Raw genomic sequence first — 19683 nt, 5'->3', positions numbered from 1 at the left:
CTTGTGACTTTAGATAAAAAGTGCTCTCGACTAAATTTGATTGTACAAATTGCGGCATTTCTATTTGGTGCAATAGTTTTAACTGTTCCCAGTGGCTATGGATATGGGCCCAGTATTTTAGTTTTGGCAAGTGTTTTTGTCTTTTGGCGTAAAAAGTATTATTTGGCAATGAGTTCTGAGGCGAGAATATTATCATATATATTCATCTCTTTTTTTATCATCCAAGCCGTGTCAGTCTGGGTTGATGGTGGCGTTCTAAAAGAGTTAGACCGACCAAGTCGCCTATTAATGGCTGCAATGACATTGCCTTTATTGAGTTTGTTTCCCGTGAATATTAACGTGCTTCTTGCTGGGCTTTCTATTGGAGCAATTAGCTCAGGTCTAATTGCGATATATGAGAAAGTTTATTTGAGAATGCCACGAGCTTTTGATGACAGCATGCCAATTCAGTCCGGAAATATAAGCATGACATTGGCGTTGTTATGCCTGTGTGCTTTTTTTTGGTTCCGCAATATAGGGAGAAAAGGAATTGCTGCCTTTATGCTTCTCTCATTTTTAATGGGTGGTATAGGAAGTTTTCTCTCTGGAACTAGAGGTGGCTGGGTTTTACTTCCAATCGTCTTGTTAACAATAGTTTTTTATTTTAGAAAACAGCTCTCCCTGAAAGATGGTCTCTATGCAAGCACAGTATGTGCCTTGTTGATTTTCTTGGCTATGCTTCCGCAAAGTGGCGTAATGGATAGAATATCTAATGCAAAAGCAGATGTTGTTCATTATTTTGATGGTGTGAATCCGGACACATCTCTAGGCATTCGATTGCAGTTGTGGGAAAGTGCATATAACTCTTTTCTGGAAAAACCAATTTTTGGTTGGGGGAATAATGGCATTCGCTTATCACAATTAAATCAATATAATAATGGTTCTATATCTGAGTTCATTTATAATTTTAACTCACATGCACATAATCAGTTTTTGGACGAGTTAGCCAAACGCGGGGCTGTGGGTTTCTGTATGTTGGTTATGCTGTATTTATACCCACTTTGGGTTGCGAGTAAAAACAAGAATAATTTATTGGTTAGCAGTATGTTGGCGGTTTCATCATTAACTCTTATTGACTATAGCCTGAGCCAAGCTTTTATTAACCACAACTCTGGAATTATTTTTTTCATGTTTTTATTCTCAGTGTTGATCTCTATGTTTTCAACAAATAGTACATCTGAAGCTTTGAATGATTAATATGTTACATAAGTTACTAAAATAAATGCAAGGCATGGTATTATGATAATTAGAAAGGTATCTATTATTACATTAATTTATAATAATTGGCATTTGTTGGATAGTGCTATACAATCGGTCGCAAATCAAAAAATAAATGAAAAGTATGACGTTGAATATATTTTATTAGATGATGGTAGTAACGATTTAAATGTGGAGCATATAAATTCATTATTACATGATGTTTGTTTTGAAAATCGATTAATTATAAACAGTGAAAATATAGGGACAGTGGCTGCACTTAATAAGGCTATCGAAATCTCATCTGGTGATATAATAGTTCCGCTATCCGCAGATGATTGTTTTTACGACGATAAGGTAGTAAATGATATAATTGTCGAGTTTGAGAAAAGTAATGTATTGATAGTAACTGGTTTACGTATTCCTGTTGCTAATGGTATTGAAAATGCATCGCTACCCGCTAAGATTGAATGGGGTCTTTTTAGCCAACGTGAACTGTTGTTAAGATATATGCTGTTACATGGAAATATAATATCTGGTGCATCTACATATTATCATCGAAATATTTTTAGTGAAATTGGATTTTTTGATACAGCCTATAGATTAATTGAAGATTATCCTTATTATGTAAAAGCATTGACATTAGGTTATGATATTAAAATTTTAAAAAGAAATACGATTAAATATGGGGTGGATGGAGTTTCTTCGAGCAGTGTTGCTAACCCTATAGTGCAGAATGATTTTTTAGCGTTTTTAAAGCTAATTTTAGATAGAAATGATATGAGTTTAATGGACCGCCGGTCTATATATTTTAATCGAGTATTGACATGCTCTCAAAGGAAACAAAAATCGCTACAATACTTAGATCAAGTTATTTTTAGGTTTTTAAAAAAGAAAAAAAGAAGTTTTTTGAAAATGTGGTATAAAAAATCATGATTTATGCCCCAATCAGTGGGGCATAAATATAGCATTTGATATTATAGTTTTAGAAAGAATTTTATAGTTGTTTTTTTTGAGAATTTATTATACATATCTTTAGTGATTTTTCCATTGTTAGAGTTTATTTCGTAAATTAACGAGGCTATTTTTTTTGTGTCATTAATCGTAGTTAAATTGTGTAATAGTTTACCCACCATAATTTCAGCAGGCCCAGATGGGCAATCCACGCTGATCACTGGCGTATGGCAGATGAGTGCTTCAATGAGTACTGTTGGCAGCCCTTCAGCATCTGATGTCAGGATAAGTGCTTGGGCAGCTTTGATATAGGGATAGGGATTCTTCTGAAAATCGATGATTTTCACCTTGCTGGCAAGGTTCATCTCCTCGATCATGGCTTCAATGTGAGGACGCCGCTCCCCTTTGCCCATCAGGACGAGTGGCGTATCAACGCCACTTAGCTGATATGCCTGCAAGAGACGATCGTGGCGTTTTCGCTCTTCGAAGGTGCCGACATGGATAAAGTACTTGTCGAATGGCTTGCTGAAAGGCTCATCGGCCAACGCCTGAATTTTCTCGATATCAAACGGATTGTAGATAACCTGACACGATTTGGGGGTGGCTTTTACATTGTGCAAAATATCATCTGCTATGCCACGAGATACGCAGATTAGTTTTTTGCCATTATAAAAGCGTTTGAATTTCTCATATCCTTTGGCGTTATCTTTGGCAAAGCCGGTGACATTACCGTGGATCCAGTAATAGATATTCAGTGTTTCAGGCAGGTGTCTGGTAATTTTGTCACATGAGCATGAGATGATGACGTCAGGTGAGGTCTCTTTGATTTTTTTGAGGATCAGAGACGCTTGTATTTTTTCAACTGCAACATTGGATATGGCTTTAGTCAGTTTTGTGACAATACCAAGATTAACCGGATGAATATTGTCAGGCAGCGTATGGTCTATTTTTTCCCGCAAGGTATATAACGTTACCTCGGCGCCGGCATCTTTTAGTAATGATGCAGTATTAAGCAGAACCTTTTCTGCACCACCACCATACAAGTCTTCAACAATGAATAGAAACTTTTTAACTGGTGGGGTCATAACTGCTCCGCAGGTCTCATAACTGTCTGGTAAATATACTAAAAATGTGAATCGTAAACGAGAAAAATCAGGTGGTAACTGTTAAAGTCGTTAGCAATTTTTTCAAATAGGTGTGGATCAATGATTGGTCTTAGTGGGCGATACCATAACGCATTATTCGCGGCCTGTATATTTGCCGGGCTGCTGCTCTCCTGGTTGTTTTCCGATCACCAACTCCTCACCGGCGACCAGACCCAGATGCTCTACAAGGGTTACCTTGGGGCTTATGAGGGGGTCTGGCTTAGTTATGGCAATGCGGCGAGTGCGGTGGGCAATGTGCCGGGCAGTTTGTCGGCCTGGCTGATTGGTGGGCCGCTGCTGCTGTGGGATTCACCTTATGCCCCCATGCTGTTGCTGCTGGCGATGCGGTTGGTCGGCTTCCTGCTGTTTGATGCAGTGATCCGCCAGGTGTTTGATGACCGTGTATTGAATGGCAATGTATTGAATAGCAATGTGGTGCGGCTGCTGTTTCTGGTGCTCTGTTGGCTCAACCCCTGGTTCCAGTACGAGAGCCTGCTCTACAACCCCTCATATCTGTTCCTCTTCTCCGCCATGCACTGTTGGTCGGCCTGGCATATGCGCGAGCGGGCCTCCTTCTGGCACATGATCGTTCACCTGCTGGCCATCGGCATGGCGATGCAGTTGCACTACTCCTGGCCGCTGCTGGCGGTGATGTCTACCTACCTCTTCTGGCGCCGCATTCTCAAAGTGAGCTGGAGCGGGGTGGTGGTGGCTGCGCTGTTGATCGGTGCCTCGTTGATCCCGTATATGTTGGAGGCTATAAGTAACACTGCGATCACGCAGCAAGCCGATCCCGAAGCGCGTCAGCGCTATATAGGCTGGGGGCTGGTGCATGTCTATCCGGTGTTGAAGTCGGTGCTCTATTGGCTGCGTTACGGCTCCTGGCTGTTTGCCAGCAAGCTGGTCAACGACACCCAGTTTATCTGGCTGGCGGGCCACGAATATCTGCAGTTGGCGGCGGTCTGGCTGTGGCGAGTGGTGATCTACGGGGTAGGCTCGGCAACGGTATTGCTGGCGGCCAAGGCCAACTGGCAGCTGTGGCGCGATCTCAAGTCACGCCTGCTGCGCAGTGATCGTGTCGAAGTGGATGGCGAGAGTTGGCTCGGCCTCTATGCGTTGGCAGCGGTGCTAGCGGTACTGGTGAGTGCGGCGCTTTCGCCCATCACCTTCAACTACTGGCACCTGATGCTGATTTTCCCCTACGCCCTGTTCCCGACCCTGCTGCTGCTGGTGCGCTGGAGCCGCCGTTACCCGCAGTGGGTCGGCAAGGGACTGCTGGCTGCAACCCTGTTCTGCACAGCCGTGAACCTGATTGCGGCGTGCGACAGCACCAAGTTCTCCTATCAGGCGGACTACAAAACCCAAGTGCTGGAGTATCTGCAAGAGATGAAGCTGCAACCCGGGCAGTGAGTCATCCACAGCCAGCCCCCCGATCTTGGGGGGCTGGCTGTCAGTCACTATTCGAAACGATCCATATGGGCGAAGTTTTTGGCTTCGGCAACCCAACCCTCACGCCCTTGCTGGTCCCGAATTTTTACCCACCACTGGTTCTGCGGTGACGGGCCGTATCTGACCTCTTTGCGCGCATAGTCGTAATCGAGGATGTAGGTTTTACCCTTGTACCAGAACAGGCCATTGCCTTCGCCCAGCCAGCCGAGGAGATAAAGTTTTTCCCCTGCCTTCATGTCAAACAGCGGCCCTTCCCCCTCCTTGCTGTAGCCCAGTTTGGCTGGCCTGAGTATCTCGACGATCCCCGGTTTTTCGGTAATGACGACACCGGTCAGCCCCTCTACCTGCTGGCCGCGGGGCAGCCGGAACAGCTCCTTGGCAGTAGAAGATGGTTCGGCTCTGACGATCACCTCTTGCTTGGTGGTCCACGTCTGATAGGTGCAACCTTCAAACGGGCAGCGACCCCAGTCGTAATAGGGTAGGCGCGGCTTTTCATCAGAACTTACGGTCGTGGCGAACAACGACAACAACAGCAAAAACAGTCTCATGAATCTACCTGTCCGGCGGGGCGATCACCCGTCGGTTTGATGAATGGGGCAACACTATATCTCAAGACCTAAAAATCCATCAGAGCAGCGGCTTTATTGATTTTTACCGCAATAAAACGGGTGATCGGTGGTAGTGGAAATAGGGGTCACAAGAGGCTGCTAAACGGTGGGAGGAGATAGCCCGCCCCTTTGCCTTGTGCCATGCTGATGGCTATCAGGGTATCGGGTCGACACTTATGGGCATCTCTCGTTCGGGTATGCGTTTGTTATTACTGCTATCGGCACTTCTTCTCCCATTTATGACCATCAGCCAAGCCGTGGCGGCCAATGCGCCACTGCGGGGATGCGTCTTCCAGCTGGCGCCGCTGGTCACTATCGATCAGCAGGGCAAGGTCTCCGGGCCGGTGATCGACTACTTTCGCCGCCACATCGAACCCGCGATCGGGCGCACCATCGAGTGGCAGGGGCTTAATGTGGCGCGGCTGCTCAGCAACCTCGAGAGCGGCGAGTGCGATCTGACTCCGTTGCTGAGTTACAGCCCGGAGCGGGCTCGCCACTTTCGCTATATCGACCCCCACCTGTTGCTGCTGCGGCCGGTGTTGGTGGTACTGGTGCCATCGCGACTTCACTCGGTCGAGCGGCAGGAAGATCTCTACGGCACCACCATCGGCTGGTCGAGTCAGGCGATCGTGCCGCCGCTGTTGCAGCATCCGCAGATCCATATCGACACCCTCTCCCAGCTCAGCTGGGAGCATGGCAACATGCAGAAGTTACTGCGCGGGCGGATTGATGCCGCACTCTTCTCAAACGATATTTCCGCCAACCATTTTCGCGCCAAACTCCCTGCGGCGACCCGCCTCATCTACCTGCCGGTCACCCCGCTGCAGGTGCATATCGTGCTGACCAAGTCGCTGGGGGATGCCAATCCCGAGCTGGTGCAGCGCATGCGTCAGGTGGTAGAGCGGGTGCCGCTCGCCTCGCTGGTGGAGTCGACCCCGCGGCTGTGGGGGCGTTGAGAGGGGTGGCGTGCAATAATCTACAAGCCCAAGGCCCGCTGCTGGTGTATCTATAAGCCATGAATACCACCGATTCCCTCATCCGCTACTGGCAATCCCCGCACCTGTCGGGGGTCGAGCTGTCGCACTCCCACCACAGGGCGTTCAGCTACGGCCGCCATGTCCATCTCGACTACCATATCGGGCTGGTGCAGCGGGGTGGCCAGAAGTTTATCCACAAGGGTAACAGTCACCATCTGGTGCGCGGGGTGCTCTCTACTGTTAATCCGGATGAGGTGCACGATGGCCTCAGCCTGCTGCCGGAAGGGTATGAGGTGCGGGTCTTCGCCATCGATCCGCAGCAGCTGGCGCTCTGGCTGCCGGAGCAGCCGGAACCCTTCTTCGATAAGGGATTGCAGAGCCGCCCCGACCTCTATCAGGGCTTTGCCCAGCTGCACGGCTATCTCGACAATCCCAAGGCCGATGGCCTGCTGATCGAGAGCCAGCTGCTCGCCCTGCTGGGGGAGCTGCTGCATCTGGCCCCCGAAGTGCACCAGCTGGCGGATCCCCAGCTGCGATTCCTGCGCGACTACCTGATGGCCGCCCTCGACGAGCCCCACTCGCTGGAAGAGCTGGCGGGGCTGCTCGGGCTCGATCGCTTCGCTTTTTTACGCCAGTTCAAGAAGCGCAGCGGCATGACTCCCTACGCCTGGCTGAAACGGCTGCGGCTGGAGCAGGGCAAGCGGCTGCTGGCGAGCGGGATGGCGGTGAGCGAGGTGGCGCTGGCGGTCGGCTTCTTCGATCAGAGTCACTTCCACCACGGCTTTCGCCAGGCATTCGGTCTTACGCCCGCCGAGTTTCGTGCCCAGATGCAATTTTTTACAAGCCGTGCCCCCCGCTGATCCGCCATGCTGGTTCTCCGTCGTTAAAACGAGCGTTGTTATGCTGACCAGTCTGTTCGTTACCCTTGGCCTGATGCACCTGATTGCACTGGCCAGCCCCGGCCCCGATTTCGCCCTGATCCTGCGCACCAGCCTGCACCGACCGACCGCCCTTGGCGCGGCGCTGGGCATCTCGCTGGCGATCATGGTGCACGCCACCCTCAGCCTGACCGGGATCAGCATGCTGATCGCCAGTCACCCGCTGCTGTTTATGGTGATCAAGTGCTGCGGCGCCCTCTATCTGGGCTGGTTGGGGTGGGGCGCCCTGATGGCGGCTCGCCAGCAGAGCAGTACAGTGATGGCCAGCGCCGCCAACGAGCTGCGCGGCTGGGGCAAGGGTGTACGCACTGGTCTCGCCACTAATCTGCTCAATCCCAAGGCGCTGGTGTTCTTTATCGGTCTGCTGGCTGCCATGGTGACGCCAGAGGTGGATGGGGTGACCCGCAGCCTGCTGGTGGGCGAGCTCTTCATCATCTCCCTCTGCTGGTTCGGACTGCTGGCGTGGAGCCTCTCCACCGATCGTGCCCAGCGCCTGCTGCAGCGGGTGCAGCGGCCGCTCAATCTGGTGACCGGCGTGCTGTTTGCGCTGGTCAGCCTCTCCATTCTGGCGAGCATGGGGGCCGAGCTGGTGGCCTGATAAGTCGGCGCATGGGCCTATACTCCAGCAAGGTTTACCTGTCAGGAGTGTTTGGCCATGCGTCTACTGCCTCTTTGCTGGTTGTTGGGGATGACCCCGGCGCTGGCGGCTCCGGTTCAGCTCAGATTGCTTGAATGGGGCTATTTGCCAGTGGGTTATGAACAGCAGTTTGCCGACTACGCTAAAGCCCATGGGGTGGAGGCGACGGTCAGCCGGATCGAGCCGCTGCTGACCGATTTTGACAGCGTCTACCGCGCCCTGCGCACCCGCAGCGCCGATGTGGTGCTGCCGACCAGCTACTTCTACAAGGCCCATCACCAGCCGCTGTTCAAGCTGCTGCTCCCCATCGATTTCAGTCGCCTGCAGCACTACCCCGAGGTGAAGCCCGCCCTCAAGAACACCGAATATGACAAGCAGGGGGAGCGTAACTACTCGGTGCCCTTCTCCTACGCCATGTTCAGCCTCGCTTACGACAGCAAGCAGGTGCCGCAAGCGCCCACCAGTTGGCAGGTGCTCGCCAACAGCTCGCCGCCGGGCCAGTTTGCCGAGTTCTGCGACCAGTTCGAGCCGCTGTTGTTCTCGGTGCTGCTCTCCCTCGGCAAGTCGCCCGCCCTGTTTGCCAGCGGCGAGATGCTGGCCGACAAGACCTTGCAGCAAGAGGTGGAGCAGCAGCTCTCGCAGCGGCTGCAAGCCAGTCGCGGCTTTTGGTTCAATCAGGCCAACCGCTGTGAGGATCTGCGCCAGCAGACCTTTGCCACCACCTGGGGGCTGGAGCTGGTGGAGTGCAACAAGCAGAACGAGCAGCAGTGGCGGATCGCCATGGTGCAGGAGGGGGCCATCTATGCCCTCGATGCGATCTCCATCGCCCGCCATGTTGGCGATGATCCTGCACGGCTCAAGGCCGCCTACTTGCTGGTGGATTTTCTGCTGAGCGCGCCGCTGCAACGCCAGATGTTGGTGGGCACGCCCACCATTTCGGCCAGCAATATGGCCTCCCGGCCGCCCCTCAGCCCGCAGGAGCAGGCGGTGCTGCCGGATCGCCCGCTGCCGGAGTTTGACGAGCGGCTGCTGGTGCCCGCGCTGCCCGCCCATATCAAGAATCGCTACAAACGGATGGTGCAGCAGGCGATCGTCGCCAGCGGCAAAGAGGGGCTGGTCAAGCAGTGCCCCTGGGATCTCGATAACTGATGAATGAGCCTGCCGCTTGTCCGGTGGCAGGCCCGTTTACGCAAGATGGCTGATGATCGGTCATCGCCCGTTCTGAAGTATTTCCCCGTGCAACTCACGCCGCCTGCGGGCCCGCATCGTTTGAAAAAACAGAACGCCAACCGCAGCCCCAAGTAGCCAGATTAAACAACCGAACCCTCGCCAGATTGCCGTTCGCTCCTTGGCCGACCCTGTACAAAAGTGCCGCAATTATGACAACTTGGATGTGAGCTGAACAATCTTGATCTGTCCCTTGTGGGAAGGTGATGAATAGGTTATTTCTCTGTGAGATTGGCGGCATCCAGCACGGGTTCTCCAGCCATGTGGTACGAAATCCACAGCAAAAACAAACAGTAAAATGCAGGAGCAAATATGAAAAAGGTCGTGATGGTTGCCGTGGCTGCGGCCCTTCTGGGTGGCTGCGCTGTAAAAGATCAGGTCTCCTACAGCTTGCAGTCACTGCAAACTGTTCCCTTCAGCGCCTTCCAGCCGAGCGAGAGCAACCCTAACCAGCGCGTCTACAAGGAGCCGGGCGTTGACCTGCGCCAATACAATGAGGTGCTGCTCGATCCGCTGCAGTTTATCCGCCAAGAGAATGGCCAGTGGTATCTGCTGACCGCCAACGAACAGAACCAGATTGGCCGCTACTACCACGACAAGTTTCAGAGCGAGCTGATCAAGCACGGCGTCAAGATCGCCACCGCCCCCGGCCCGAAAGTCATGCGGATCCAGGCCGCTGTCACCAACTTCGACCTGACCCGTCCCGACCCCAAACTGCGGGATCTGCTGCCCGCCAAGATCGCCATCAACGTCACCCGTGAAGTGATCGGCAAAGAGCCCTATCTGCTCAAGGTGGGCAGCATGGCCCAGCTGCTCGACTCCCAGAGCGGCAAGCTGCTGGTACGGGTGATGGATGCCCGCGAGAGCCCGGACACCACCCACAAGGATTCGCCCATCACCGCCGAGGAGATGGAGAAGATGATCGACCAGTGGGCGGCCAATCGTGCCAAACAGCTAGCGGACAATATCGGAAAATAACAGCGGCAAATAAGCATCCGAAAACAGGTGCCGACAAGATCGAGAGAGGGAGCCAGCGGCTCCCTCTTTGTTGTCTGCATTTTTGCCCGCGCAACTGCCGGTCGCATGGCCGCGCAGCCCTTGCCGAATGGGCAATCGCCCCGCTGCCGAGTCCGCCGTCTCGCCGTCAGCGGGGAAACCGGCGGCCGATTTCTGCTTTTCTCCCCCGCATTCTGGCAGTTAGGATGACCCCTCCCGTGACCGCATCCTCATAGAAAAGGAATCACTATGAATCGTCACCCCAATATCAAACACTGGCGCGAGCTGCAAGAACCGGAGCCGGGATGTTACCCCGGCAGCGAGGAGCGGATGTCCCTCGGCAGCGCGCTGGGCAGGCACTTCGGTTTTAGCCGCATCGGCATTCACCACGAGCTGGTGGCGCCCGGCCACCGCACCAGCTGGCCCCACGCCGAAGAGACCGAAGACGAGTTCGTCCACGTGCTGGAAGGGACGCCGGATGTCTGGCTCGATGGCGTGCTCTATCGGCTGCAACCGGGGGATTCGGTGGGCTTCAAGGCCGGTGACGGGCTGGCCCACACCTTTATCAACAACACGGATGAACCGGTGCGGCTGCTCTGCGTGGGGGATAGGGATCGCGCCGACAACCGCATCCACTATGCCCTGCACCCCGAGTACAACCGCCAGATCGGCAAACGTCATTGGGGCGATGTGCCCCGGCGCGACATGGGCGAGCACTATGGTCTGCCCGACCGACTGCGTGATAGCAACGGCCCGTTCTGAGCGCCCCTCACAGCATAAGGAATCATGATGACCCGCCACCCCAGCATCAAACACTGGCGCGAGCTGCAAGAGCAGATGCCGCGCTACTACTCCGGCAGTCAGGAGCCCCTTTCTCGCGGCTGCGCCCTCGGCAAGCACTTCGGCTTTAGCCGCATCGGCATTCATCACGAGATCGTCGAACCCGGCCACCGCACCAGCTGGCCCCACGCCGAAAAGACCGAGGACGAGTTCGTTCACGTGCTGGAAGGGACGCCGGATGTCTGGCTCGATGGCGTGCTCTATCGGCTGCAACCGGGTGACTCGGTGGGCTTCAAGGCCGGTGACGGGCTGTCCCACGCCTTTATCAACAACACCGAAGAGACTGTTCGGCTGCTCTGCATCGGCGATACCGATCGGGAGGACAACCGCATCCACTACGCCGTTCACCCCGAGCGCAATATCACCCTCGGCAAGCTGCACTGGGACGACGTTCCCGAGCGCGAGCTGGGTGATCACGATGGCCTGCCCGACAAGCTGCGCGAGAGCAACGGCCCCTTCTAGGGCGCTTGCCCTTCTGCGCACCAGCTCTGCACAACCCGATATAAAAAAGCCTGCCGCGTGGCAGGCTTTTGCTATCTGTTCGCCCCGAGTGGGCGGCGCTTATTGCAGGTTGAGCCCGCCCAGATAGTCGCGCTTGCCGAGATCGACCCCGGCCTGGCGCAGCAGGGCATAGGTCATGGTGAGGTGGAAGTAGAAGTTGGGAATGCCGTACTCATGGACGCAGGTATGACCATCCATCCCCTTGCCACCCGCCCAGTGGGGCACGTAGCGGGCGCTGGCATACTGGCTGTAGTCCGCGTCCAGCTTGCTTTGCAGATAGGTGATGGTCTTGCCGATATGGGCGCGCAGATCCGCCATGGTTTTGGGGTCATCCCCCAGCACCGGCAGCTCGCTGTGGCTGGCGGTGGCGACCACGGAGCGGGCCGAATCGCAGCAGATCAGCACCTGTTTGCTGAAGGGCAGCATATCGACGATCAGCCGCTCGCCGAAGAAGTTCTCCACGTTGAACTGCTTCGCCTCGGCATGGGCGGCGGCCTTGGCCAGACAGTGGTCGAGGTTGGTCAGCATCTTGATAAACTGGGCGGTAATGTCGCGATTCATGAGCACTCTCCATCTTGTTGAAACAACGGCCTGCTTGCGCGGCCACAGTGAATGAGACTGGCTAATCGGCCACCAATATACCCCATCCCCTGTCAGGTTCGAGCCCGTCACGACGAAAAGGGCAGGGGAGGCGTACTGCGCGCGACAACGGCTGGCCAACCGGCCATGCTCGCTTTTTGAACCTGCGAGTCCCTCATTGCCCCTTTTTTGATCTGTGACATAAATCACCTTTTTTCAGGGGCGTAGGCTGAATGCCGTTGTCCTGGACACACGCCTGCGCATCCGCATCCGCCAGGACCCTAGAAAAGGAGAATGACATGAAGATCTATGACCGTAACCGCAATGTGCTGAACCTGGGTCAGCGCGTCATGATTGCCGCCACTGGCGCAGTCGATTTTCTGAAAGAGGCCCACACCGACCACATGACCCCCTATCAGGCGGAGCATGAGAAGTGCGTGCTGCTGGCCAACACTCAAGAGCGTTACGCGCCCATCGAGTTGATTAGACTAGGCTGATCCCTTTCCCTGTCACCCTACTCTTTACAATTCACCCGGCCGCCGCGCCCCATCTGGCGGCCGGGTTTCTGATTTCCTCTCTCTGTTTACCCGCCCTTCAATTACATCGCTTCAAGCCGGTTTGAGTCGTCTGGGAGATGCCGTCTGCTTTAGCAACATACATGGCCTAGACTGCGTAATTTTCTTGTCGGAGGTGCCGGTTGTAGAGCCATCCGGTCACCAACGTGTCCACCGCAATACCGCACCCAAAGAGAATCGCTATGCCATCGAGTGATGGCGTCAACCAGCCTTGCAGGTAGCAAACATAGGCGGTGCCATAGACGGTGACGTTGGTGATAACCGATTGAATGGCCAAATAACGGGTTTGTCCCCGGCCATACAAGACGCTATCCATGCAGGTGTTGAACATGAACAGCATGTAAAACGGCAGCGAAAGCAGGATCAGGTGAAGATGCTGGGTGATAGCTGTGTTGAGGATGTTTCTGATGAACCATTCATAACCTGGTGAGAGGAGTATCCATACAATTGCAATGAGGACGCAGGTTGTGAAGTAGCCTAGCATTTTGTCCCAATGCGGGAGCTTGTCTCCTTGTGACACATCTTGCTTGATGAGATCTGCCATCGGTAAAAACGGAAGCAGTAACCACCCCCATATAAAGCTGTTGGCAACCCAGAATGTCCCTTGTTCTTCGACAACATTGACCATTCTGATGATGAAAATAAGGAAGAAAGCATTCCGTATCAATGAGTCCACGCCGCTCCATTTGCCAACTCGGAACCATTCCCGTATCCATCCGAAGTTGGCTTGGACATGCAAGTCAGCAGAGGTGAGCCGGTATCTCTGCCGGACCACTACGAGTGCATAAACGAGGGTGCAGATGCTTGCCACTATGTTGCTGTACGCGATGCCGTTGACCCCTAGCCGCAAGCTAAATTCCAGCTGGCTGAGCAGGAGTGTATCAAGGGTGACACTGACCAGAATCTGGATGGCAAGAACGGTATATATGACACGGCGCCAGTCTTGCAGGACGAAAAATATGGTCAGGAATCGAACTGCATTGAAGAGTGTCGTGGCAATCATTTCGAGACGGATATAGTCCACGGTGGCCGCAACTTGTTCCGGACTTTGAGCCATAGCTTGCACCAGTGGCATGGCGAAGAGTGCAATGAGACCCGTAAAGAGGGAGTAGATCCCGACGGTGACAATGAGGCCTGTTTTGAGCTTGTTCAGTGTGGCGTCACGCTCATGGAGTGTTTTTCCCAAGAGATAGAACAACGGCAGAATCAGCGCTTCCTGCACCACTTCCAGCCCCAGATTGACCCAGGCCAGCTGGCTTGCAATGTTGACGCCCCACTCTGTCGGGAGATCGCCAAGGTAGTAGATGCGCGTGGTGGTATAGATGGTCGGTAAAGCGGCTGTGATCAAAAGCGCCAGGTAGAGCGGCCAATTGATCCTGCTGAGAGATGCGCGGGTTCTTATCGCCAGTCGGCTGGCGTGGGCGTGGTTCATAAATCCAGTAGGCACTGATAATCCTTGGCGATGTCGTCGATGTGCAGATATTGCTCTGCTTGCAGAGAGGTGCAGGGGCGAATATCGAAACATATTCGGATGATCGCGTCATTAAAAACCAGCCCAACCCGCCGGATGGATACGGCTGAAAGGCAAGATAAATCAATGTTTCCTGCTTGTGCTGCCTTTCAGGCTTGAGTGCAGTGGCCGATTTGGCGAGAGGGATGGCGGCGGCAGCCAAATGCCGAAAAATTGAACTCGGTCACACCCCGCTCGATTTGAGCGATTGTCAGCCAGCAAAGCCTCATGCGAACCTTTACACCCCGTTACCCCACTAAAAAATAACGACTATGTTCAGGCAAGTAATGATGAGTGCCGCCCTGTTGTCGGCGGCGCTGCTCTCCGGTTGTGCTTCCGTACCCATGGCCGATGCCACCGCTGATGCGCAGGCCAAGCAGTTTGTGGCGCCCAAGGATGTGGCCAATCTCTATATCTATCGCAACGAGACCTTCGGCACAGCCGTTAAAATGCCAGTGCTGGTGGATGGCTTTGCCGTAGGCGACACTGTGGCCCACAGCTATATCCTCAAGCAGGTGACGCCGGGCAGCCACACCATCACCTCCAAGTCGGAGAACGATGCCACCCTGACCCTCAGCACCGAGGCGGGTAAAAATTACTACGTCTGGCAGGAGGTCAAAATGGGCCTGCTGATGGCCCGCTCCAAGCTGAGTCAGGTCAGTGAAGAGGAGGGTAAACAAGGGGTGATGGAGAGCAAGCTGGTTAAGTAGATTTATGAAACATATGTGTTGAGTGATGTAAGTTTTTATGGATAAAAACTCTTCACTCTCATCTTTAACCGAATCAATTTAGGGATAGCCATGGATATATTATTAGTCTCCAATACACCAAACTCCAGCAATGGTTATGTGACAGTTGATGGTGAGAATACTGACTTCATTAATTTCATAAATAAAGAGTTTACCCCGCCAGAGGATACCGATAATACTGTCCTCTGGAATATAAAGAATTTCGCATCCAAGGCTAATCTAGTTTACGCGGCAAACGTTTTATACCAAGCTGCTACCAGCAAAAAAAACTTACAAATAAAGAAAGTCCCCAAAATCAGTTCTGGGAAAAAACATCAAAGAGTTGATTTGCTTTCTCAGTCAGTTATCGTACCCAAAAAAACTATTGTAGACGGAGAGGTGGAATATAATAACGGAATTTTTAAAGGGATGTTCAAATTAAAAGAGCAGTTTGAGCAGATAATAAAAAATATGAATTCTGATGATTCAGAGATAATCGTTTGTGATGCTGAGTCTGTTGCAAATACTTTAGGTTTGGATAGTATCGATGTAGGTATATACACCATTGATAACACAAATCGCCTTATCAAACTCTCTAATTACTCTCAATGTATGTGGGAAAATGTCAAAGATGGGATAATAAAGACATTTCTCAATCTTAATGCAAATAGGATATATATATCAGATAGAACGGAAGTCTCTGCAGATACTGTTATTTCAATTAGCAAAGAAGTGATCTCTTTAGCGCCTAAGTTAGGTTTAAACTTAAAAAGAAGAGATGTTTTTAGCTTTGACATGAAATTACGTGGGGTATTTGATATAGAGAAAGCATCAGAGTCATTATATAAGATTACTGCATTCCCTGAGCTTAAAGCATTGGCTGAACACATCATTGCTAACAACAACTCAGGACAAAGCTATGAAGGAGTCGCATTTTTAGATGTTTCTTTCGGCGCGGACTTGAATTTAATAACCATCTTCCAAGGCGCATTCTCATCCGGTTATTCAAGAGAGTTGCAGATTAAAATTGAGTTTACGTAGATGAGGTCATCCCTCATTTTTCGTAACTATAGTATCGAACCTGAGTAGGCTCCGTGGTGGAGCCTACGGTCTGAAATTATTAATATGACCATATTGTTGTTGGTATTGATATTAGTGGTATGTACGAGCCGAAAGACCCTATAGCCGTTCCAACTAATATCAAAATAAGTCCTATGCCCTCGTCAGTTGCCTTTGAAAATACGTTGTTCATGTGCTTGTTATTTTGTAAAAAATAATTACTTGATGGGCCGCACTGAGTTTCCTGATAATCTCTTGATAAAAGTTGTTCAGGACTGCCAATGTAAAATAAGTAGCTGTGCTTTATGGTCATAATTAAACCTATGAATGTAATTACCCCTGCACTTTTCGATAGGAAATTAGGTGCTGAAAAAAAATGAGTCAATTAGATAACTGGCTCCAAGTAGTAACAATGACAAACCTATAGCAGTTGCTCTACGTGCAAACACTCCCAAAATGCATCTAAATATTCGTAAATGTAGTGGTAAAATTATTGTCGATGGTTCGGCAGTGTCGCTGTTGAAATGAGATACTTCGGTATCAATATTGGATGATATTGTGCTTTTGGATAAAGCAAGAATTAACTTAACAAATGAAATAAAGCAAATGCATATTACAGCGATAAAAGCACACATCACAGTCAAAGAAAAATAACCTATAAGGAAAGTGAAACCTGCGATTAGGATCGCTGCACTGATGATAGTAATGTTGATGACCCATGGCTGATTCAACACATAATCACACTTTTCAATAGGTGCATCTAACTCATATATATAGACATGAGTTAATGCAAACGTTGTATATAAAGGGAAGCATATTGCGAAACAGATCGTGGAAAGTAATAGTAAGATAGAGTTATCAATGTTCTGCGAACCACTAAATAAAGCTAAAAAATATGCGGCACATAAGCCACTTAATGCTGAGTAAAGCCATTTTAACTGATTGTATTTGTGGCTCTTGCTTATTGTCATTATTGATCCTATCTGAAAATACAACGAGATGATGCCAGATTAGGAATGCCTGTTCGAATTCCAAACCTATTCTGACTATCACAAGCTTATGGCTGTTGTGATTATAAATATCACAAATCAACCCGGCCTAAGCCGGGTTGGTTGCATCAAAAGGCGGAAGAAATCAAAGCGCTTCCAATCTGGCATAGGCCGTCACCAGCCACTTGGCGCCGACGTCGTCGAACTGGATCTGCACCCGGCTCTGCTGGCCGACCCCTTCGAAGTTGAGCACTATCCCTTCGCCGAATTTCGGATGGAGCACCCGCTGGCCGAGCTTGATGCCGCTGGCGTCGAAGCTCTGCTGCACCTCGTTCTGGCTAAAGCGGCCGTACTGGGTCGGGCGGCTGACCTGAGTGCGCAGCCGGATCTCTTCCAGACACTCGGCGGGGATCTCGCGGATAAAGCGGCTCACGCTGTGCTGCATTTCGCGGCCATAGATGCGGCGGCTCTCGGCATAACAGATGTAGAGCTTCTCCATGGCGCGGGTCATGCCGACGTAACAGAGGCGGCGCTCCTCTTCCAAGCGGCCCGATTCCTCGGTGGATTGCGGGCTGGGGAACATTCCTTCCTCGACGCCGACCAGCAGCACCAGCGGGAACTCCAGCCCCTTGGCGCTGTGCAAGGTCATCAACTGCACCGCATCGGCATATTCGTCCGCCTGACTCTCGCCGGATTCCAGCGCCGCATGGGCGAGGAAGGCGGAGAGATCGCTCATATCCTCCAGCTCGTCCGGGCGCTTGTATTGACGGCAGGCGGTGACCAGTTCGTCCAGGTTTTCTACCCGCGCCTGGGATTTCTCGCCTTTTTCCGCCAGATACATCGCCTTGAGGCCGGAGTTCTGGATGGCGATATCCGCCTGCTGGTGCAGCGGCAGCAGGCCAACCTGCTCTTCCAGCGCGTCGATCAGATCGACAAAGCCGCGTACCGCGTTGCCAGCGCGACCAGTCAGCACCTTGTCATTGAGCAGCGCCTTGGCCGATTGCCACAGGTTGAGCCCCTGATCGCGGGCGTTGCCGCGCAGGATCTCGAGGGTGCGATCGCCGATGCCACGGGTCGGGGTGTTGACCACCCGCTCGAAGCTGGCGTCGTCGCCACGGTTGTTGATCAGCCGCAGGTAGGCCATGGCGTCTTTAATTTCTTGCCGCTCGAAGAAGCGCAGGCCGCCGTAGATGCGGTAGGGCATGGCGTCCTGCATCAGCGCCTCTTCCAGCACCCGTGACTGGGCGTTGGAGCGATAGAGAATGGCGCAGTCGGCGAGCAAGCCGCCCTTTTCTTTCCAATCCTTGAGGCGGCCGACCGCGAAGCGCGCTTCGTCCACCTCGTTAAAGGCGGCGTAGAGGGAAATCGGGTCGCCCTCGGCCCCCTCGGTCCACAGCTCCTTGCCAAGCCGGTCCGAGTTGTTGGCGATGACGCTGTTGGCCGCTTTGAGGATATTGGCGGTGGAGCGGTAGTTCTGCTCGAGGCGGATGGTCTCGGCCCCCTGATAGTCGGTCAGGAAGCGCTGGATGTTCTCGATCTTGGCACCGCGCCAGCCGTAGATGGACTGGTCATCGTCACCGACGATCATCACCTTGCCGCTGTTGCCCGCCAGCATCCGCAGCCAGGCGTACTGGATGCCGTTGGTATCCTGAAACTCGTCCACCAGGATGTTCTGGAAGCGGTCGCGGTAGTGTTCAAGGATGTGCGGCCGGTTGAGCCACAGCTCGTGGGCGCGCAGCAGCAGCTCGGCAAAATCCACCAGACCGGAGCGATCGCAGGTCTCCTGATAGGTCTGGTAAATCTTTTGATAGGTGCGGGTGACGGGGTCGCCGTAAAGATCGATGTCGCCGGGGCGCAACCCCTCGTCCTTCTTGCCGTTGATGTAGCTCATCACGGCGCGCGGGGCCCAGTGCTTCTCATCGAGGTTGAGCGCCTTGATGACGCGGCGGATCAGCCGGTACTGGTCGTCGGAGTCGAGGATCTGGAAATCCTGCGGCAGTCCCGCATCCAGATGGTGGGCCCGCAGCAGACGGTGGGCGATGCCGTGGAAGGTGCCGATCCACATGCCGCGTTGCATGCTGCCCAACACCTTCTCGACCCGGCCGCGCATCTCTGCCGCTGCCTTGTTGGTAAAGGTGACCGCGATGATGGAGAAGGGTGAACAGCGTTCCACCTGCATCAGCCAGGCAATGCGGTGCACCAGCACCCGGGTCTTGCCCGAACCGGCACCGGCCAGCACCAGCAGATTGCTACGAGGGGCCGCAACGGCATCTCTTTGTTTGTCGTTGAGCCCGTCGAGCAGGGTTGAAACGTCCATCACCACTCCTGTTTATTTATACAGGCGGGGATTATACGGCTATCCCCCTGTCAGACCAAATCCAAACTCGGGGGGAGGGGCGAGATGGGGGCTTGCAGGTGCGCCGGTGCGGCCATTTTTGGCTGGCGCAGCAAGATGATCGCCGGGAGGTTTCCAGCTGCAGCCAACCCTTGCTCGCGCTGTTTATGGGGATTTTGCGAGCCTGATCACGGGCTGATCGGGGGGAGAGGTGAATAAGTGGGGAAAACGGTTTACAGTAACTTGCTGAACAATAAGCAAAATGTCGTTTGGGTCTTTTAATTGTCAGCATAAAAAACTGAAAAGTAGCTAAAAAACAACTCCTTATAAGGTTATTTGCTTATAATTCAAACCGTTAACGCAAACGTTTTTCCCTTATCATTTGCTTGACCCGCATCGG

General features: G+C 52.6%; 18 protein-coding genes. 13 read left to right on the top strand and 5 right to left on the bottom strand.

The window, feature by feature from the left end:
- Positions 1–3: 3 nt before the first annotated feature.
- Together BN1135_RS01975 and BN1135_RS21295 are read left to right on the top strand one after the other, a co-directional pair.
- Positions 4–1236 carry an O-antigen ligase family protein gene (locus BN1135_RS01975; protein ID WP_042018448.1) on the top strand — a complete coding sequence of 411 codons (1233 nt, stop codon included), beginning with the start codon at positions 4–6 and terminating at the stop codon, positions 1234–1236.
- A gap of 42 nt (positions 1237–1278) precedes the next feature.
- Positions 1279–2172: a glycosyltransferase gene (locus BN1135_RS21295; RefSeq protein WP_082186700.1), complete on the top strand. Its 894-nt coding sequence runs from the start codon at positions 1279–1281 to the stop codon at positions 2170–2172.
- Positions 2173–2213: 41 nt separating this feature from the next.
- On the opposite strand, the gene BN1135_RS01970 is transcribed toward BN1135_RS21295, so the two are convergent.
- Positions 2214–3275: a glycosyltransferase gene (locus BN1135_RS01970; RefSeq protein ID WP_042018446.1), complete on the bottom strand. Its 1062-nt coding sequence runs from the start codon at positions 3273–3275 to the stop codon at positions 2214–2216.
- A 237-nt stretch (positions 3276–3512) separates the two neighbouring features.
- Between BN1135_RS01970 and BN1135_RS01965 the strand changes: the two genes are divergently transcribed.
- Positions 3513–4745 carry a 3-deoxy-D-manno-octulosonic acid transferase gene (locus tag BN1135_RS01965; protein ID WP_082186703.1) on the top strand — a complete coding sequence of 411 codons (1233 nt, stop codon included), beginning with the start codon at positions 3513–3515 and terminating at the stop codon, positions 4743–4745.
- Positions 4746–4792: 47 nt separating this feature from the next.
- Here the strand turns inward: BN1135_RS01965 and BN1135_RS01960 are convergent, their stop codons facing one another.
- Positions 4793–5332, bottom strand: coding sequence for a hypothetical protein (locus tag BN1135_RS01960; RefSeq protein ID WP_042018442.1), 540 nt, complete (start codon positions 5330–5332; stop codon positions 4793–4795).
- 299 nt (positions 5333–5631) lie between these two features.
- Between BN1135_RS01960 and BN1135_RS01955 the strand changes: the two genes are divergently transcribed.
- The 7 genes from BN1135_RS01955 (at position 5632) to BN1135_RS01925 (ending at position 11469) form a co-directional block, all read left to right on the top strand.
- The gene (locus BN1135_RS01955; RefSeq protein WP_042018439.1) at positions 5632–6348 is read left to right on the top strand and encodes a substrate-binding periplasmic protein; all 717 of its coding nucleotides are present in this window, start codon (positions 5632–5634) and stop codon (positions 6346–6348) included.
- 59 nt (positions 6349–6407) lie between these two features.
- Positions 6408–7229 (top strand): helix-turn-helix transcriptional regulator, encoded by an 822-nt coding sequence (locus BN1135_RS01950; RefSeq protein ID WP_042018437.1) that lies wholly within the window; start codon positions 6408–6410, stop codon positions 7227–7229.
- Between the two features lie 40 nt (positions 7230–7269).
- Positions 7270–7905 (top strand): LysE family translocator, encoded by a 636-nt coding sequence (locus BN1135_RS01945; RefSeq protein WP_042018434.1) that lies wholly within the window; start codon positions 7270–7272, stop codon positions 7903–7905.
- Between the two features lie 57 nt (positions 7906–7962).
- Positions 7963–9093 (top strand): ABC transporter substrate-binding protein, encoded by a 1131-nt coding sequence (locus tag BN1135_RS01940; protein WP_042018431.1) that lies wholly within the window; start codon positions 7963–7965, stop codon positions 9091–9093.
- 390 nt (positions 9094–9483) lie between these two features.
- Positions 9484–10149: a DUF3313 domain-containing protein gene (locus tag BN1135_RS01935; protein WP_042018430.1), complete on the top strand. Its 666-nt coding sequence runs from the start codon at positions 9484–9486 to the stop codon at positions 10147–10149.
- A 267-nt stretch (positions 10150–10416) separates the two neighbouring features.
- On the top strand, positions 10417–10929 hold the full coding sequence (locus BN1135_RS01930; RefSeq protein WP_042018427.1) for a cupin domain-containing protein: 513 nt from the start codon (positions 10417–10419) through the stop codon (positions 10927–10929).
- Between the two features lie 27 nt (positions 10930–10956).
- Positions 10957–11469, top strand: coding sequence for a cupin domain-containing protein (locus BN1135_RS01925; RefSeq protein ID WP_042018425.1), 513 nt, complete (start codon positions 10957–10959; stop codon positions 11467–11469).
- A gap of 99 nt (positions 11470–11568) precedes the next feature.
- On the opposite strand, the gene BN1135_RS01920 is transcribed toward BN1135_RS01925, so the two are convergent.
- A complete protein-coding gene (locus BN1135_RS01920) occupies positions 11569–12069 on the bottom strand; it encodes a DUF1993 domain-containing protein (RefSeq protein ID WP_042018423.1) in 501 nt (166 codons plus the stop codon).
- A 317-nt stretch (positions 12070–12386) separates the two neighbouring features.
- On the opposite strand from BN1135_RS01920, the gene ydfZ reads away from it, so the two are divergent.
- Positions 12387–12584 (top strand): putative selenium delivery protein YdfZ, encoded by a 198-nt coding sequence (gene ydfZ, locus BN1135_RS01915; protein ID WP_042018422.1) that lies wholly within the window; start codon positions 12387–12389, stop codon positions 12582–12584.
- 166 nt (positions 12585–12750) lie between these two features.
- Here ydfZ and BN1135_RS01910 read toward each other — a convergent pair whose 3' ends face one another.
- Positions 12751–14094, bottom strand: coding sequence for an MATE family Na+-driven efflux transporter (locus tag BN1135_RS01910; protein ID WP_042018420.1), 1344 nt, complete (start codon positions 14092–14094; stop codon positions 12751–12753).
- Positions 14095–14444: 350 nt separating this feature from the next.
- Between BN1135_RS01910 and BN1135_RS01905 the strand changes: the two genes are divergently transcribed.
- Both BN1135_RS01905 and BN1135_RS01900 read left to right on the top strand, forming a co-directional pair.
- Positions 14445–14882, top strand: a complete 438-nt coding sequence (locus tag BN1135_RS01905; protein WP_042018418.1) for a DUF2846 domain-containing protein — start codon at positions 14445–14447, stop codon at positions 14880–14882.
- Between the two features lie 90 nt (positions 14883–14972).
- Positions 14973–15941, top strand: a complete 969-nt coding sequence (locus tag BN1135_RS01900) for a hypothetical protein (protein WP_042018415.1) — start codon at positions 14973–14975, stop codon at positions 15939–15941.
- A gap of 1152 nt (positions 15942–17093) precedes the next feature.
- On the opposite strand, the gene uvrD is transcribed toward BN1135_RS01900, so the two are convergent.
- Complete coding sequence (gene uvrD, locus BN1135_RS01895) at positions 17094–19265, bottom strand: DNA helicase II (RefSeq protein ID WP_042018412.1); 2172 nt, start codon at positions 19263–19265, stop codon at positions 17094–17096.
- Between the last annotated feature and the right edge of the window lie 418 nt (positions 19266–19683).

Source organism: Aeromonas sobria (genome assembly GCF_000820145.1).
Taxonomy (GTDB): Bacteria; Pseudomonadota; Gammaproteobacteria; order Enterobacterales; family Aeromonadaceae; genus Aeromonas; species Aeromonas sobria.
The sequence above is the reverse complement of the archived record's forward strand: the minus strand, read 5'-3'. Positions and strand labels throughout refer to the sequence as shown.

Excerpts from the sequence above, each read along its gene's own strand:
- ydfZ (WP_042018422.1), top strand. The coding sequence starts at position 12,387 with ATGAAGATCTATGACCGTAACCGCAATGTGCTGAACCTGGGTCAGCGC.
- BN1135_RS01945 (WP_042018434.1), top strand. The coding sequence starts at position 7,270 with ATGCTGACCAGTCTGTTCGTTACCCTTGGCCTGATGCACCTGATTGCA.
- BN1135_RS01910 (WP_042018420.1), bottom strand. The coding sequence starts at position 14,094 with ATGAACCACGCCCACGCCAGCCGACTGGCGATAAGAACCCGCGCATCT.
- uvrD (WP_042018412.1), bottom strand. The coding sequence starts at position 19,265 with ATGGACGTTTCAACCCTGCTCGACGGGCTCAACGACAAACAAAGAGAT.
- BN1135_RS01920 (WP_042018423.1), bottom strand. The coding sequence starts at position 12,069 with ATGAATCGCGACATTACCGCCCAGTTTATCAAGATGCTGACCAACCTC.
- BN1135_RS01935 (WP_042018430.1), top strand. The coding sequence starts at position 9,484 with ATGAAAAAGGTCGTGATGGTTGCCGTGGCTGCGGCCCTTCTGGGTGGC.
- BN1135_RS01930 (WP_042018427.1), top strand. The coding sequence starts at position 10,417 with ATGAATCGTCACCCCAATATCAAACACTGGCGCGAGCTGCAAGAACCG.
- BN1135_RS01900 (WP_042018415.1), top strand. The coding sequence starts at position 14,973 with ATGGATATATTATTAGTCTCCAATACACCAAACTCCAGCAATGGTTAT.
- BN1135_RS01955 (WP_042018439.1), top strand. The coding sequence starts at position 5,632 with ATGACCATCAGCCAAGCCGTGGCGGCCAATGCGCCACTGCGGGGATGC.
- BN1135_RS01965 (WP_082186703.1), top strand. The coding sequence starts at position 3,513 with ATGCTCTACAAGGGTTACCTTGGGGCTTATGAGGGGGTCTGGCTTAGT.
- BN1135_RS01950 (WP_042018437.1), top strand. The coding sequence starts at position 6,408 with ATGAATACCACCGATTCCCTCATCCGCTACTGGCAATCCCCGCACCTG.
- BN1135_RS01905 (WP_042018418.1), top strand. The coding sequence starts at position 14,445 with ATGTTCAGGCAAGTAATGATGAGTGCCGCCCTGTTGTCGGCGGCGCTG.
- BN1135_RS01970 (WP_042018446.1), bottom strand. The coding sequence starts at position 3,275 with ATGACCCCACCAGTTAAAAAGTTTCTATTCATTGTTGAAGACTTGTAT.
- BN1135_RS01940 (WP_042018431.1), top strand. The coding sequence starts at position 7,963 with ATGCGTCTACTGCCTCTTTGCTGGTTGTTGGGGATGACCCCGGCGCTG.
- BN1135_RS21295 (WP_082186700.1), top strand. The coding sequence starts at position 1,279 with ATGATAATTAGAAAGGTATCTATTATTACATTAATTTATAATAATTGG.
- BN1135_RS01925 (WP_042018425.1), top strand. The coding sequence starts at position 10,957 with ATGACCCGCCACCCCAGCATCAAACACTGGCGCGAGCTGCAAGAGCAG.
- BN1135_RS01960 (WP_042018442.1), bottom strand. The coding sequence starts at position 5,332 with ATGAGACTGTTTTTGCTGTTGTTGTCGTTGTTCGCCACGACCGTAAGT.